Annotated in this window: 13 protein-coding genes; 6 read left to right on the top strand and 7 right to left on the bottom strand. The window is 32.9% G+C overall.

Going from position 1 to position 13,419, the window contains the following annotated elements:
• The first annotated feature begins 156 nt into the window (after positions 1-156).
• The 4 genes from BFA01S_RS08545 (at position 157) to BFA01S_RS08530 (ending at position 4,642) form a co-directional block, all read left to right on the top strand.
• Positions 157-849: a response regulator transcription factor gene (locus BFA01S_RS08545; protein ID WP_066228437.1), complete on the top strand. Its 693-nt coding sequence runs from the start codon at positions 157-159 to the stop codon at positions 847-849.
• Positions 842-1,846: a sensor histidine kinase gene (locus tag BFA01S_RS08540; RefSeq protein ID WP_066228434.1), complete on the top strand. Its 1,005-nt coding sequence runs from the start codon at positions 842-844 to the stop codon at positions 1,844-1,846. Before BFA01S_RS08545 ends, BFA01S_RS08540 begins: the two co-directional genes overlap by 8 nt.
• A 101-nt stretch (positions 1,847-1,947) precedes the next feature.
• The gene (locus BFA01S_RS08535) at positions 1,948-2,709 is read left to right on the top strand and encodes an ABC transporter ATP-binding protein (protein ID WP_066228430.1); all 762 of its coding nucleotides are present in this window, start codon (positions 1,948-1,950) and stop codon (positions 2,707-2,709) included.
• Positions 2,699-4,642, top strand: a complete 1,944-nt coding sequence (locus BFA01S_RS08530; protein WP_066228427.1) for an FtsX-like permease family protein — start codon at positions 2,699-2,701, stop codon at positions 4,640-4,642. The genes BFA01S_RS08535 and BFA01S_RS08530 overlap by 11 nt, the downstream gene beginning before the upstream one ends.
• A 599-nt stretch (positions 4,643-5,241) precedes the next feature.
• On the opposite strand, the gene BFA01S_RS23425 is transcribed toward BFA01S_RS08530, so the two are convergent.
• The 3 genes from BFA01S_RS23425 to BFA01S_RS08520 all read right to left on the bottom strand — a co-directional run bounded on the left by BFA01S_RS23425 (position 5,242) and on the right by BFA01S_RS08520 (position 7,372).
• Entirely contained in the window at positions 5,242-5,367 is a 126-nt protein-coding gene (locus BFA01S_RS23425; RefSeq protein WP_268874841.1) for a hypothetical protein, read from the bottom strand.
• A 236-nt stretch (positions 5,368-5,603) separates the two neighbouring features.
• Positions 5,604-6,335, bottom strand: coding sequence for a YfjL-like protein (locus BFA01S_RS08525; RefSeq protein ID WP_066228424.1), 732 nt, complete (start codon positions 6,333-6,335; stop codon positions 5,604-5,606).
• 134 nt (positions 6,336-6,469) lie between these two features.
• Positions 6,470-7,372, bottom strand: coding sequence for a LysR family transcriptional regulator (locus tag BFA01S_RS08520; RefSeq protein ID WP_066228421.1), 903 nt, complete (start codon positions 7,370-7,372; stop codon positions 6,470-6,472).
• Positions 7,373-7,492: 120 nt separating this feature from the next.
• On the opposite strand from BFA01S_RS08520, the gene BFA01S_RS08515 reads away from it, so the two are divergent.
• Positions 7,493-8,683 (top strand): coenzyme F420-0:L-glutamate ligase, encoded by a 1,191-nt coding sequence (locus BFA01S_RS08515; protein WP_066228416.1) that lies wholly within the window; start codon positions 7,493-7,495, stop codon positions 8,681-8,683.
• A gap of 76 nt (positions 8,684-8,759) precedes the next feature.
• Here BFA01S_RS08515 and BFA01S_RS08510 read toward each other — a convergent pair whose 3' ends face one another.
• Entirely contained in the window at positions 8,760-10,145 is a 1,386-nt protein-coding gene (locus BFA01S_RS08510) for a YheC/YheD family protein (RefSeq protein WP_066228413.1), read from the bottom strand.
• Positions 10,146-10,348: 203 nt separating this feature from the next.
• Here BFA01S_RS08510 and BFA01S_RS08505 point away from each other — a divergent pair, with 203 nt between their 5' ends.
• Entirely contained in the window at positions 10,349-10,594 is a 246-nt protein-coding gene (locus BFA01S_RS08505) for a group-specific protein (RefSeq protein WP_066228410.1), read from the top strand.
• A gap of 65 nt (positions 10,595-10,659) precedes the next feature.
• Here BFA01S_RS08505 and BFA01S_RS08500 read toward each other — a convergent pair whose 3' ends face one another.
• From BFA01S_RS08500 to BFA01S_RS08490, 3 genes are all read right to left on the bottom strand, one after another.
• On the bottom strand, positions 10,660-11,274 hold the full coding sequence (locus BFA01S_RS08500) for a hypothetical protein (RefSeq protein WP_066228408.1): 615 nt from the start codon (positions 11,272-11,274) through the stop codon (positions 10,660-10,662).
• 48 nt (positions 11,275-11,322) lie between these two features.
• Positions 11,323-11,514 carry a tautomerase family protein gene (locus tag BFA01S_RS08495; RefSeq protein WP_268874840.1) on the bottom strand — a complete coding sequence of 64 codons (192 nt, stop codon included), beginning with the start codon at positions 11,512-11,514 and terminating at the stop codon, positions 11,323-11,325.
• A gap of 145 nt (positions 11,515-11,659) precedes the next feature.
• Entirely contained in the window at positions 11,660-13,054 is a 1,395-nt protein-coding gene (locus tag BFA01S_RS08490) for an amino acid permease (RefSeq protein WP_066228401.1), read from the bottom strand.
• Positions 13,055-13,419 lie beyond the last annotated feature (365 nt).

Raw genomic sequence — 13,419 nt, 5'->3', positions numbered from 1 at the left:
TTATTTATATATATCTATTCTACCTATTTTTTTAATTTTTCCACTATGATAAATATAGAAACCCTATTACATATTCAACAATAAGAAGTAGAATATGTAAAAAAATTAATATAAAATGACTTAAAAGCAGAAAAGATAAAAAGTGTGGTGAATTCATTGTTTAAATTATTATTAATTGAGGATGATAAAACTTTATTTCATGAAATAAGGGAAAGATTGACAAGCTGGTCTTACGAGGTCTATGGTATTGATGATTTCAGCAAAGTAATGGAAGAATTCACAGCTGTGAAACCGGATTTAGTCATCATTGATATCCAGCTCCCAAAGTTCGACGGTTTTCATTGGTGCAGAATGATTAGAACCCATTCAAATGTTCCAATTATATTTTTATCATCACGAGATCATCCTACTGATATGGTCATGTCCATGCAGCTTGGAGCGGATGATTTTATGCAAAAGCCATTTCATTTTGATGTACTTATCGCGAAAATACAAGCAATTCTTCGCCGTGTCTACAATTATAGTGCAGAACAAATAGAACTGAAAACATGGTGCGGGGCAACGATTGATTTCGATAAAAATCTTGTCACTAACGATACAGGTTCCATTGAACTAACAAAAAATGAAATTTTCATCTTAAAACTGCTTATAGAAAGGAAAAATAACATTGTAAGCAGGGAAGCCTTAATTAACAGCTTATGGAATGATAAACATTTTGTAAGTGATAATACTTTAACTGTCAATGTTAATCGCTTGCGAAAGAGATTGGATGAGCTTAACTTGGGACATTTCATCGAAACAAAGGTCGGACAAGGTTATATCGCTATTGAAGAGGACTCCCATGATTAAAAAATATTTAATAGAGAGACGTAGCTGGATTATTCTATTTTTCTGCCTTCAATTATTCATGATTTTTGTTACTTATATTGACTCTTCCATTCCACTGTCATCTATTATGTATATCGTTTTTTTATCATTCATGATTTTTTCTATCTTTTTAATTATTCGTTACAATAAAGAAATCAAATTTATGAAAAGTTTAGAGGAACGAGAAAATAATTTTGATTTAGCTAATATAGCTCATGCAGAAAGCCCTTTTGAAAGAATAATTGAGAAGAGTATGGCAGACCAAATAGAAATCTTAAAACAGACCTCTTCAAAAAATTTGATTGCTTTAGAAGAAGAGAAAGATGAGCTATTATCTTGGATTCACGAAGTAAAGACACCCTTAACAGCAATGCAATTAGTGATTGATCGTGTAGAAGATGAGCAGATAAAGGCTAATTTAACTTATGAATGGCTTCGAATCCATTTTCTGCTTGACCAGCAGCTGCACCAAAAAAGAATCCACTTTATAGAGAATGATTTATACATAGAAAATATAGACTTACAAGAAATCATTTTTCAAGAAATTAGATCATTACAATCATGGTGTATTCAAAAAGGCATCGGCTTTGACGTCCATTTGGAAACAACAGAAGTACTTACTGATACTAAATGGATTGCTTTTATTATTAGGCAGCTTTTAACGAATGCAGTGAAATACAGTGAATCATCCGATATTATTGTTAAAAGCTATGAGGAAGCCCATCAGACCATATTGGAAGTAGAAGATTTTGGACGCGGAATTAGCCCAAAAGATATAACCCGTATATTTGATAAAGGCTTTACATCAACAACAGAGCATAAGGACAATCGAGCAACCGGAATGGGTCTCTATTTAGCGAATAAAGCAGCAAAATCATTGCTCATCCATATTACAGTGAAATCAGAACTTAATAAAGGATCAACATTCACCTTAATTTTCCCGAAGAGAAATGAATTTGTTCGTATTTCAAGCATGTGACAAAAACGTCACATGCTTTTATCATTTGTTCGTCCAATCGAAGGAAAAGAATAACAAAGCTTTTTATAATAAAATTAGTTAAGAAAAGGGAGTGTGTTCAGATGAATATTTTAGAGGCGAATAAAATCCACAAAAGCTATGGAAATAAATTCAATAAACAAGAAGTATTAAAAGGCGTTGATATAAATATCGAAAAAGGTGAATTTGTCAGCATTATGGGTGCCTCAGGCTCAGGGAAAACGACATTGCTAAATGTTCTTTCTTCTATTGATAAAACTAGCCATGGGACCATTCTGATCAACGGGAATGAAATTACGGGAATGAAAGAGAAACAGCTGGCCGAATTTCGAAAAAATCATTTAGGCTTCATCTTTCAGGAATACAATTTATTGGACACATTGACAGTGAAAGAAAATATTCTTTTACCTTTATCAATTACAAAAATATCTAAAAAAGAGGCAGATCATAAATTCAAAACAGTAGCTGCAGAACTTGGTATTTATGAGCTGAAGGATAAGTATCCAAATGAAATTTCAGGAGGCCAAAAACAACGCACCTCAGCAGCAAGAGCTTTTATCCACGAACCGAGCATTATTTTTGCTGATGAGCCGACAGGTGCACTTGATTCAAAGTCAGCTTCTGACCTCCTGAATAAACTTAGTGAATTGAATGAAAAGCGAAAAGCAACGATCATTATGGTTACTCATGATCCTGTTGCGGCAAGTTATTGCACAAGGGTCATTTTTATAAAAGACGGGCAAGTTTATACACAATTAAATAAAGGGACTGAATCAAGAAAAGATTTCTTTAATGATATTATGAAAACTCAAGGGATATTAGGTGGGGTACAAAATGAGCATTAATCAACTCATCTTCCGCAATTTAAAAAAGAACCTTAAAAATTACTATCTCTATGTTTTTGCATTAGTTTTTAGCGTTGCTCTTTATTTTTCTTTTGTCACCTTGCAATATGACCCTTCAATGAATGAACTAAAAGGATCTATTAAAGGCGCTGCTTCTATCCGTGCAGCATCAATTTTACTAGTTGCCATCGTCTCTATCTTCCTTCTGTATGCTAATAATATTTTTATTAAGCGACGTGGAAAAGAGATCGGTCTATTCCAGCTGATAGGAATGACAAAAGGGAAAATATTTAGAATTCTTACTCTGGAAAACTTCATTCTTTATTTTGGCTCATTAATAGGAGGAATCTTTATTGGATTTTCCTGTTCAAGATTAATTATGATGATTTTATTTAAAATCATGAATGTTGGAGCAGTCGCAGCACTTTATTTTTCTATGCAGGCGCTTGTCCAAACACTTATTGTTTTTACCGTTATTTATCTTTTTATTATGTTAATGAACTATGTATTTATTAAAAGGCAGAGTATTTTATCCTTATTTAGAGTTGTATCATCTACAGAAGGAAAAGTGAAAAAAATGTCTCTCGCAGAAATGATTATCGGAATCAGCGGTTTGATTCTAATTGCTTCGGGATACTATATTTCATCTAAATTATTTGGCGGGGACTTTGCCACAATGACAGAGCTTTTCCTTGCAATGATATTTATCCTAGGAGCTGTCATCATTGGAACATACCTCTTTTATAAAGGGTCTGTCAGCTTTATTTTAAATATAATAAGGAAAAGTAAAGATGGTTATTTAAATATTAATGAAGTATTGTCGCTTTCTTCGTTGATGTTTCGCATGAAATCTAATGCCTTATTACTAACAATTATTACAACTGTATCTGCACTCGCGATTGGCCTGCTATCCTTAAGCTACATCTCCTATTACTCAGCAGAAAAGAGTGCCGAAAATAATGTAGCTGCAGATTTTTCTATTACAAATACCGAGGATGCAGAGAGGTTTGAACATGCTCTAAAAGAGAATAATATTGGCTATAGCGAAAAAAGGATTGATGTTATCCAAGTAAATGCAAATGTTAAAGATATATCAGATATACGTTTAGAAGGCTTGAATTTTGATCCTAATATTATGACTATAGCTTTAATTAGTGATAAGAATGTTAAGAATATTAATGTAACAGAAGAAGAAACAGTTTTTGCGGGCTATAGTGATTTACTGCAAAAATTCATGGCGTTAAAAGATTCTGGTTCTATTAAATTGCATGGAAAAACGGAAGTAATTCCACAAAAATATTTAGGATTAAAAAACGAATCCATCATTTCAGCATACTTTAGGAACGGTGGTTTACCAGTTGCGATTGTAGATGATACAATCTTTCACCGTCTTAAAAATAATATAGATAAAGAAATTCAAAAAGAATCGTCTATTTATATAGGAATCAACATTCAAGATGAGAAGAATGCTGAAAAGGCAAATACTATTTTCCAAGAGATGAATTTTAAAAATTATTCATACGATTCACGTCTTGAAATTAGTAATCAGCAGAAACAGAATATGGGACTTATCATGTTTATCGTTGGTTTCTTAGGACTGGCATTTCTTATTACATCTGGATGTATTCTCTATTTCAAACAAATGGGAGAAAGCGAAGAAGAAAAACCAAATTATACGATCTTACGCAAGCTTGGATTCACACAAGGTGATTTATTAAGAGGCATTAAAAGAAAACAGCTCTTTAACTTTGGAATTCCTTTAATGATCGGACTGCTTCACGGCTACTTTGCTGTTCAATCAGGATGGTTCCTGTTTGGAACAGAAGTTTGGACACCAATGATCATGGTTATGGCACTATACACTGCATTATATTCCATTTTTGCTATACTTTCTGTCCTATACTATAAAAAAGTAATCAGAGATGCACTTTAATATAAATAAATCTCCAGTATTTACATGGCTGGAGATTTATTTTATTAAAACTTTTTCCAAAAATATTAACCTCTGTTCTTACGAATTTCATTAAATATATATTTTAATTATAAGTAAAATATATTGCTTGTTAGATATTTATATAAGATTTGAAAGGAAATTAATTAATGCTGAATAATTTAAAGAATTGAGGTGACATAATTTGATGATAATAGTTTTATATTTTATGAAGAACAAATAAAAAAGAGAAGGTTAAACCCATATTTATACTTATGAATTTAAGAGAGGATTGATAAAAATAAAGAGGTAATTTCTAATTTTAATATTTATAAGCAGTTAAAAATGCATCACATACGTCAAAAGTTGTTTTATCTTTTTTTGAAGTTTGTTTCTTTGCTTTATTAGTATTTAAAAGAAAGTAAACTGACTGGTACATAAAATCTCCTCCTGAAAGTGTATTTATTTATAAGCGATTAAGAATGCGTCTGAAATATCAAAGTTAGATGTTTTATTTACTTTATTATTAGCTTTGTCTGTTTTGCCATTGTTTAAAAAGAAAGGTATTGGCTGGTACACGGAAAATCTCCTCCTAATATTTATTATTTATAAACTGTTAAAAATGCATCTGATACGTTGAATGAAGCCTCAATTGATTTCTTTGCTTTTTTCTCTGTTTTAAATACTTTGTCTGAGATGAAGAATACTGATAAGAAATTATTTTCCATTTTGTTTATCCCCTTCCGTCATTTGGTATCTTTATTATCAGTCATTTTACCTATTTTTACAAAGTTGGAATTTGATCATGAAAACGCAAACAAACGGAATGAAAGCCGCTGTCATCATAATTTTTCTCTTTATATCTCCCTTTATCAAGCTTTTTCATAGCAAGTTGTTTTAAAATAATGAAAAAGCCTGCTCGAAACTCTAGCAGGTCTTTCCTAACCGTTCAATATTCCCCTCTTTATGGGTTAAGTTCTTCAATATCCTTCAGTGTTAAATCCATATCTTTTGGAAAAGATACTGAAAATTTAACATAGCCGAGATTAACTCCGTCTTTCACATACTCATCATCTTCTCCAAAATAATTCCCATTGATATTAACTGAATCATAATAATAATTTTCTTCATTCAAAATTGCTTGAATTTGTTTTATATCTTTTAATACATCTTTCTTCGTTGCATTAGTGGCATCTAAAACAATATGCATTCCCATCGGCTTCTCAAGTTTCATTTCTTTACTCCAATTCGTATCTGAAGGAAAATCATCTTTTTGAACTTGAAGCCAAACTTCGACCGAATGTACAGATTTTACTTTCTTCGATAAAGCAGACTTTATTTCTTCTGCTGCTTCTTTCCCCAACTTCTCCATTAACTTCTCATCAAGATTACCTGTATAAATACCATCCATATCAACTACAGGATCTAAAAATCCCTTCACTGTAAACTCATATTCATTTAAAGGATTGTCCCCTATTTCCTTTACTGTAAATTGGTACTCCTTAAACTTAAAATTATAGAAACCTCCATCTATCTGTAATTTCTTATCCGGATGTGCAATTTCTAAATAAGATTCTAAAGCTTTCTTTGAAAGGTACTTACTTAAAGGATTGCCATTAAACTCGCTATAGAGGAACAACGCAAATCCGATTAATAAAACTAAAATTACACTGTATATTGTCTTCTTATTTTTCATTACTTCTCCTCCTTTCTTTATGTTTTAAAGTTCATATTTTTACACATATCTTCCATATATATTTAATATAGTAAATATTATGCTTTAAAAGTTAAATATTCCTTATTAATCGCGGAAGCAAGAGCAACCTTTCCTTAAATCCCCATCCTGCTTTGCCTATTCTCAATGATCTCAACGAACTTAGTCGATGCTCTTGAAAGCGGAACATTTTTCAAGAAACAGACACCTATATTTCTCATTGGTATGTCTTCGATTAATTGTAATTCATATAATATCCCTCTATTTAAATATTCTTGTGAAAATTCTTTCGTCACGCATGCTATCCCTAAATTTATTTTCGCAAATTCTAATAATAAATCATGGGAGCCCAATTCAAATTCCGGTGCAATCTTTATCCCTTTCGAAAGAATATAATCTTCAACATACTTTCTTGAATTTGAGTTTGGCTCAAGAAAAATTAGCGGGAGTTTTACTAATTCCTGAAAACTTAGCCTTTTAGATAAGATAGGCTTATACTTTTCACCACAAACAAATATATCTTGCACATTAATACATGACTTTAGCTCGAACGCAGGATCTGCGATTGGTAAATTGCAAATAGCAATATCAACTTCTCCTGATTTTAGAATAGAGCAAATTTCGAATGTTGTGCCGTTAACAATCTTAAACTTAATATTCGGATAACGATTATGAAACGTTTCTAAATAAGGAAGCAAGAAATACTTTGAAATCGTATCACCTACACCAATTCTTAATTCTCCCATTGTTAAGTTTTTAAATTCTAAAATCTTCCCTTCTCCGACATCAATTAGATTAATAGCCGAGTTAACATATTCAAATAAAAGACTTCCCTCATTCGTTAGAGAGACTCCTTTAGGCGTCCGGTTAAAAAGACGTGTATCTAAATCTTTTTCTAACTGCATGATTGCCTGGCTGACGGCTGGCTGTGACATATAAAGGTCCTTTGCTGCTTTAGAAAAACTTTCACTCTTTCCTACTGTACAAAAGACTCTATATAAATCTAATTTACTTATCATATAACCACTCCTTATATCTCCTATCAGATATATTAATTTTACTTATATCATTAAATTAATGTATAGTACAAGTAAAGGGAATTTTAACTAACCTTACATAGTTATTAAGGAGCGATTATATTGGAAAGAGTAGTTGGAACTGTTGTTAGAGGTCTTCGTGGTCCAATCATAAACCAAGGGGATAATATAGAAGAAATCGTTGTAAATAGTGTATTGAAAGCTTCAGAAGTAGAAGGCTTTGAAATTAATGATAGAGACATCGTTACTGTAACAGAATCAATAGTTGCACGTGCTCAAGGTAACTACGCAACTATCGATCATATTGCTAAAGATGTCCAATCAAAATTCGGAGAAGATACAATTGGTGTTATCTTCCCTATCCTAAGCCGTAACCGTTTTGCAATCTGTCTTCGCGGTATTGCAAAAGGTGCTAAAAAAGTTGTCCTAATGCTTAGTTATCCGTCTGATGAAGTTGGTAACCACTTAGTTGATATAGACGAACTAGATGAAAAAGGTGTTAATCCTTGGACAGATGTTCTAACAGAAAAACAGTTCCGTGATCACTTCGGATATAAGAAACATACTTTTACTGGCGTTGATTATATTGATTATTATAAATCTTTAGTAGAAGAATATGGTGTTGAATGTGAAGTTATCTTCTCAAACAATCCAAAAACTATTTTAGATTATACAAAAAGTGTTCTTACTTGTGATATCCATACAAGATTTAGAACAAAGAGAATCTTAAAAGCAAATGGCGGAGAGAAAATTTACAGCCTTGATAATATCTTATCAGAATCTATTGATGGCAGCGGCTGTAATGAAGCTTATGGTTTACTTGGATCAAATAAAGCTACAGAAGACAGTGTAAAGCTTTTCCCTCGTAACTGCCAGCCAATCGTTGATAAAATTCAAAGCATTCTTAAAGATAAAACTGGAAAAAATGTTGAAGTAATGATTTATGGAGACGGAGCATTCAAAGATCCTGTAGGTAAAATTTGGGAATTAGCTGACCCAGTTGTATCACCAGCTTACACATCAGGTCTTGACGGCACGCCTAATGAAATAAAATTAAAATACCTTGCTGATAATAACTTCGCTGATTTACGAGGCGATGAGCTTAAAAAAGCTATCTCTGAATTCATTGACAATAAAGAAGCTGATCTTGTAGGCTCAATGGAATCACAAGGAACAACACCTAGAAAGCTTACAGATCTTATCGGTTCTCTATCTGACTTAACATCAGGAAGCGGAGATAAAGGTACACCTATTATCTTTATTCAAGGCTATTTTGATAATTATACAAAATAATAATTGAACATAAAAAATGAGCAATGCTGCTATCAGTATTGCTTATTTTTTATGTTTAAAATACAAAAGCCACTGCTTATGATTGCTTGTATTTTCGGATCATTTTATACATGCTCTTATCATCTAGCTGCCTAAACCCTTTCGTTCCAGGCTTGGAATTCGCTTCAATAATCCATATGCGGCCACTTGAATCAATTCCCATATCCAGTCCCCATATATATTGCTGAATAGAAACCTCGCTTAGTTTTTGGGCGACTTTCAGGGCGACTTCATCAACATCTGCTAATAATTCTGCTATATTAACTGAATTCAAATTTGACTGCTGAAGTGCCTCTTCTATCGCTAATACTTCAGCTTTTGTAGAGAGATTTGTTGTAATATAGCCTTTCTGGGCAAGTTTCGCATATTTCCCAGTAACATTCCATTCCGAATTTTCTCTTCCTCTCTGCACAATTACCCTTAAATCAAAAGGACATTTCCTGATCCTTGTTAAATCAATATATTGCTGAACAAGATATGATTTTGATTTAATTTGTTCTTTCAAATATGAAAAAGTTTGTTTTTTTTCATGAAAGCTTACCCTTTCCTTATTATGCTGAATATGATAATGACCGCTTGAATTTTTAGAAACTTTAATAACCCCTATACCACCTCTGCCAAATATCGGTTTTAAAATAACTTTCTTGTACTTATCCAGAAGCATCCATAAGTCATTCTCTGTTTTTAACTTTACTGTTTCAGGAAGGAAAGATGATAGAAATTTATCATCCTTTAAAATAGTATAAACATTTTGCTTCTGTCCTCTAATCTGGTTGGGCTTTGGATTCGCTTTAATCATCCATATCTTTCCTTCTAAATCAATACCTAGATTTAATTCCCAATTTTTATGATTAAAAGTAGCCTCCTCCATTTTCCTAACAACCTTTAAAACATGATCCTCAATTTTATCTGTAACTTCCTTTGCCAAGTCTAGATGAGCTAATGCTTCATCTACTGTTAACAATGTTAAATTTATAGAGCCTCTTAACTTCGCATATTTCTCAGTAACTATCCAGCTTTGTGTTTCCTCATTCATTTCTACTTTCACTATTAAGTCAAAAGGATGATTTCTAACTTTAGCAAACTCAATATATTGCTGAATGAGATGAGGTTTTTCTTTCATTTTGCTTTTTAAATGGCTAAAAGCTTCACTCTGGCTTATAAATTCTAAGCTTTTATTACCATATTGAATGTTATAGCGATTATTCGAATTTATAGATATGTGAATGATTACAGAATCCCGCTTTAAAGAAACCGGCTTTAAAATCACATGTTTATATTTATCCAGCATAACCCATAAATCTTTTTCCCTGTTTAATTTCCTTGTTTCTAAAAATAGAATATCATTTAAATTACTATCCTGCTGTCGACTGAAATGCACAATCTTTTTATCATTTTGTTCAAACCCCTGGCTTCTCTTCAAATTTGATCCCTCTTTTCCATACAGCTTTCCTCAATAACCTATTGCATTATATGAAAGGGATTTATATGCGTATGGATAAATGTCCACACAGCTTATAAATTAAATCGTAATGATTTATAAATAATTTCAGAAAACAGGAAAAAAGTGAAGTTTCACACATATAATTTTCATTGTGTATTAGCAAAAAAAGGATGTGAGAGTGAGTGAAATCAGATAGCTTAAGATTACGAAGAATTCAAAGGATGGCTCACGAAATTATGGATGAAATGCATTTTAATAAAGAGCAAAGGGAAACGGAAAAGCTTAACCTTATTATTGATAATTTATCTCGGGCTGTCGGAGATCTTACCGATCCGTCAGGAAACTATTCTCTTGACTACTTAGAAGAAAAAGTAAAAAGTGCACATTCTCTTTTATTTAAGAATAAAAAGGTTAAAACTCATTATTAGAAAGATTTAAAAGAAAAAGGCCACCTCATCTCTTGAAGTGGTCTCTTTTATTATTTTATCTTTTATTAGACTGAAGGTACTAACTCAGCAATACCTTTTCCAAAAGCATGCTTACAAGTGAAGTCTAGCAGTAATTCTAATTCAATCCACTGGATATTATTAAGGATTGTTCTTGCTTCATCAGAAAAACCTTTTTTCACTTCTTCTTCCACAACATCTACAAACAGACTTGGATCCCATGTAGGCTGCTCAGAAAGCTTTTGTAAAGAAGCTTGCAATCCATCATCCTGCACTGATTGTGTTTCCAAATATTCACGCATTTTACTGTTTAATTGCTCATGAATCGGGTGAACAGGAGGGAACCAGTTTTTAGAGTTATTATAATCCCCTTCCTTACGATGCATAAGTGCATGCCAGTAGTCACCAGTTTCATTTTTATCATAAACAAGTGGGTCCTGCAGCACATCATGCGCCTTGCTTAAACTGTCATTTAAAATGAAGAATGCTGCCTGTAGTGCAAGCCCATATACCTTTTCTTCATTATCTTCCGGAAAAAGTTTTTTCAATGGCATTGCTGCTATTTTCGTATCTAATCTTTCACTCCAAATGATATCCGGTCTTACCGAAGACACCGGACGCTCTTGTAAAAGCTCAATAATATCCAGAACTGATTTATGCATAGCTTTATTTCCCCGCTTTCTCTCCGTTTTATAAAATATGTAAGTTGATTATTGCTTGTCCCAGGTTACACCACCTGTAGCCCAGTCTTTCTTCTTAATTTCCTGTATAATAATATCTACATCATCTTTATCAATTTTAAGAGAAGCTGCCATCGCAGTCGTTACCTCACGAATCATTTCTTCCTTCTCACTGTCTGTTCTGCCTTCAAATAATTCAATCCTTACAAGCGGCATATTCATCCTCCTCGTATTAATTATCCAATAAATAATATTTTATTTTCTTAACGCTATCTTATCAAAAATACAGTTCCCGTTCAAAAAATTATTTATCGGTTCATAGAAATAAACTAGGAACATACATCAATGCTGTCCCTAGTTTATTTTTTTATTCATTATCAGCTATTTTCTGATCTGCTTCAATATTTATCGGAACACGCTTCCCTATTCCAAAAAGGTAGAAACTAATAACAATAATAACAAGGAAAACAATCCCTGCAATAAGTGAAATACGTGTGTCATCATTAAACCACATACCGACTAATACTATAATTAAAAAAGCTATTGTTACATAATTTGTTACAGGTGCAAAAGGCATTTTAAATGGATGATCTTTCATCTGTTCACCTTTCATTTTTCTAAATGAAACTTGGCTGATTAAAATGACAAACCATGGAATCATACCAGGAAGTACGCTTGCACTATACACATAAACAAATAAGTTTTCCGGTGCAATATAGCTTAGAACGACTCCGATTGCTAAACCGGCCATAACACCAATTGTACCGATTAAAGGAACTCCGTTATGGGACAGCTTCGTAAAAAATCTAGGTGCTTGTCCATTCATTCCTAATGTATAAAGCATACGACCTGCACTGTAAATACCGCTGTTACAGCCAGACATTGCCGCTGTAATAACAACAAAGTTAATAATTCCTGCTGCTGCTGTAATACCAATTTTAGCAAAAGTCGCAACGAACGGACTGCCAATTGAATTTAGCTCATCCCAAGGATAAACCGTTACGATGACAAAAATAGCACCGATATAGAAGATAAGAACACGCCAAATAATACTCTGAATCGCCTTCGTTAATGTCTTCTGAGGATTTTTCGCTTCACCAGCTGTAATACCAAGTAATTCGACACCTTGATAAGCTCCAACAACTAATGATAAAGCAAAGAAAAACCCTTGCCAGCCGCCTGTAAAGAAACCACCATGCTCCCACAGATTAGATAATCCAATAGCTTCGCCCCCATTACCAAATCCGAAGAAAATGAGACCAAGTCCTGCAGCAATCATTAATATAATTGTCACAATTTTAATCATTGCAAACCAAAATTCAAATTCACCAAATGATTTAACTGAAATTAAATTTGCTGCACCAAGAATGATCATGGCAATAATACCAGGTATCCAAGCAGGCAGATCAGGGAACCAGTACTGCATGTATGCTCCTACTGCAATAATCTCCGACATACCGACAATAACCCATTGAAACCAATTACTCCATGCGGTCATATACCCTGCTAATGGATGTATATACTTATAAGCAAATGTTGCAAATGACCCTGTACTTGGCTCTAAATACAGCATCTCCCCCATTGCACGCATAATAAAAAATATAAAAATCCCTGCAATTGCATAAGCAAGCATCACTGATGGGCCTGTCCATTTAATTGTACTTGCTGAACCCATAAATAATCCGACACCAATCGTCCCACCCAAAGCAATCATCTGAATATGACGCGCTTCCAAGCCTCTCTCCAATTCCTTTTTCGCCACTTCATTTCCTCCTCTTCCACTATCAACAACCGAAATTCAAGCAGGATACTAATACATTCTCCATTAAATATCAAAACAATTAATCCCGTTTCACTTTTTATCTAAATCATTTCTCTGTTCCTTCGTACACTTATATTCATTATTTTATAATAATGTTTTTTCGATAAAATACAACTGTATTTCCTAGAAAAACATTTATTAAATATATTCCAACTATATAAAACACTAATAACCCATTATATTCAGATAATTTTACCGAATAAGGAAAACTTAGATGATCATATTTATCCCAGCCTTAACGGGCAGTAACATTCTCTCTTCAAAGTTTTAGCAATTTGAAGAAGTTAAGTGGGAGATCCAACTTC

This window comes from Metabacillus fastidiosus NBRC 101226, assembly GCF_001591625.1.
Classification (GTDB): Bacteria; Bacillota; Bacilli; order Bacillales; family Bacillaceae; genus Metabacillus; species Metabacillus fastidiosus.
Note: the sequence above shows the minus strand (reverse complement) of the source record. Positions and strands in the feature narration are given on the sequence as shown.

Coding starts and splice junctions, on each gene's coding strand:
- BFA01S_RS08535 (WP_066228430.1), top strand. CDS start 1,948: ATGAATATTTTAGAGGCGAATAAAATCCACAAAAGCTATGGAAATAAA.
- BFA01S_RS23425 (WP_268874841.1), bottom strand. CDS start 5,367: ATGGAAAATAATTTCTTATCAGTATTCTTCATCTCAGACAAAGTATTT.
- BFA01S_RS08540 (WP_066228434.1), top strand. CDS start 842: ATGATTAAAAAATATTTAATAGAGAGACGTAGCTGGATTATTCTATTT.
- BFA01S_RS08530 (WP_066228427.1), top strand. CDS start 2,699: ATGAGCATTAATCAACTCATCTTCCGCAATTTAAAAAAGAACCTTAAA.
- BFA01S_RS08520 (WP_066228421.1), bottom strand. CDS start 7,372: ATGATAAGTAAATTAGATTTATATAGAGTCTTTTGTACAGTAGGAAAG.
- BFA01S_RS08525 (WP_066228424.1), bottom strand. CDS start 6,335: ATGAAAAATAAGAAGACAATATACAGTGTAATTTTAGTTTTATTAATC.
- BFA01S_RS08495 (WP_268874840.1), bottom strand. CDS start 11,514: ATGAATATGCCGCTTGTAAGGATTGAATTATTTGAAGGCAGAACAGAC.
- BFA01S_RS08500 (WP_066228408.1), bottom strand. CDS start 11,274: ATGCATAAATCAGTTCTGGATATTATTGAGCTTTTACAAGAGCGTCCG.